The sequence below is a fragment of the Streptomyces sp. NPDC051172 genome, assembly GCF_040682555.1.
Taxonomy (GTDB): Bacteria; Actinomycetota; Actinomycetes; order Streptomycetales; family Streptomycetaceae; genus Streptomyces.
Genome location: NZ_JBFBBE010000412.1, coordinates 1 through 1,177, shown reverse-complemented (window position 1 = coordinate 1,177; position 1,177 = coordinate 1). Strand labels below are relative to the sequence as shown.

The following is a 1,177-nucleotide window of genomic DNA, read 5'->3' as shown; positions in this document are numbered from 1 at the left end:
GCCGGCGGGCGGGCCGGAGGGAGGAACGCTCATGGCGGCCACGCTACCAAGGGGGGCGGACGCACCAGGCCGCGGGCGGCGTCGTCGGGAGCGGCTCCGTGGCCCACGCCACGCCCGCGCGCCCGCGACACGCGCGCGGTGGCGGCGGACCGAACGCCTCGTCTACGGTGCTCTCCATGGCCTTGTTCTCCCAGCCGGTGTTCATCAACCTCCCGACGACGGACACCGAGCGAATCCGTGAGTTCTGGACGACCCTGGGCGCCACCGCGATGGACGACTACTCGGACGAGCACTCGGTGTGCATCGAGCTCACCGAGTCGACGTACGCGATGTACCTCAGCCCCGGCTACTACACCGACTTCATCGGCAACCGTGAGATCGCCGACTGCCTCACCACCAACTCCGCCCTCATGGCGCTGAGCGTCGGCGACGCCGCGGCGGTGGACGCCCTGGCGGACCGGGCGGTCGAGCTCGGCGCCGCCGAGGTGCCCCTGCCCGTGGACCTGCGCGAGGAGATGGCCGACTCCGGCATGCACTCCCGCGAGATCGTCGACCCGGACGGCCACCCGTGGGTGTTCGTCCCCGCCTGAGCCCGCCGGCACTGGCGCCGAGCCGCCCGGTGAGGCGCGCGTGCATCGCCGCGGAGGCCTCGTTCAGCCCCGTCACCTCGGCGTGGATCCCGTGCTGGGCGTACTTGGTCAGCACCGAGTCGAGCGCGGCCACAGTGGAAGCGTCCCACACGTGCGCGGCACCCATGTCGATCACGACGCACGGCGGGTCGAGGGCGTACTCGAACTGCGAGTAGAGGTCGTTCGATGACGCGAAGAACAGGGCACCGTGCACGCGATACGTGACGGCGTTGCCGTCGTCGTGGACCTCGCGGACCACCGTGACCAGACGCGAGACACGCTGGGCGAAGAGCACCAGCGCAGTGAGCACACCCACGCCCACGCCGATCGCGAGGTTGTGAGTGAGCACCGTGGCCGCCACGGTCACGACCATGACGGCGGTCTCCGAGCGCGGCATCGCGCGCAGGGTGGCGGGGCGCACCGAGTGCCAGTCGAAGGTCGCGGCGGCCCCGGACGCGGCAGGCGCGGACGACGCGGAGCGTGCACTCAGCCGAGCAGCTCCTCGATCAGCGAGGACTCCTCCCGATGGAGGCGCGCCACGAACGGCA

General features: G+C 71.6%; 2 protein-coding genes and 1 pseudogene. 2 read left to right on the top strand and 1 reads right to left on the bottom strand.

The annotated features are described in order from the left end of the window. The coding region (locus AB0N07_RS51545; RefSeq protein ID WP_365847973.1) for a hypothetical protein at positions 1 to 590 on the top strand (590 nt) is incomplete at its 5' end. Positions 591 to 645: 55 nt separating this feature from the next. Here the strand turns inward: AB0N07_RS51545 and AB0N07_RS51540 are convergent. Next, positions 646 to 1,002, bottom strand: a pseudogene (locus AB0N07_RS51540) (STAS domain-containing protein); the annotation flags it as partial. Here AB0N07_RS51540 and AB0N07_RS51535 point away from each other — a divergent pair. Then, positions 971 to 1,177, top strand: a 207-nt coding sequence (locus AB0N07_RS51535; protein WP_365847975.1) for a hypothetical protein, incomplete at its 3' end; no start/stop codon positions are given. The pseudogene AB0N07_RS51540 and the gene AB0N07_RS51535 overlap by 32 nt on opposite strands.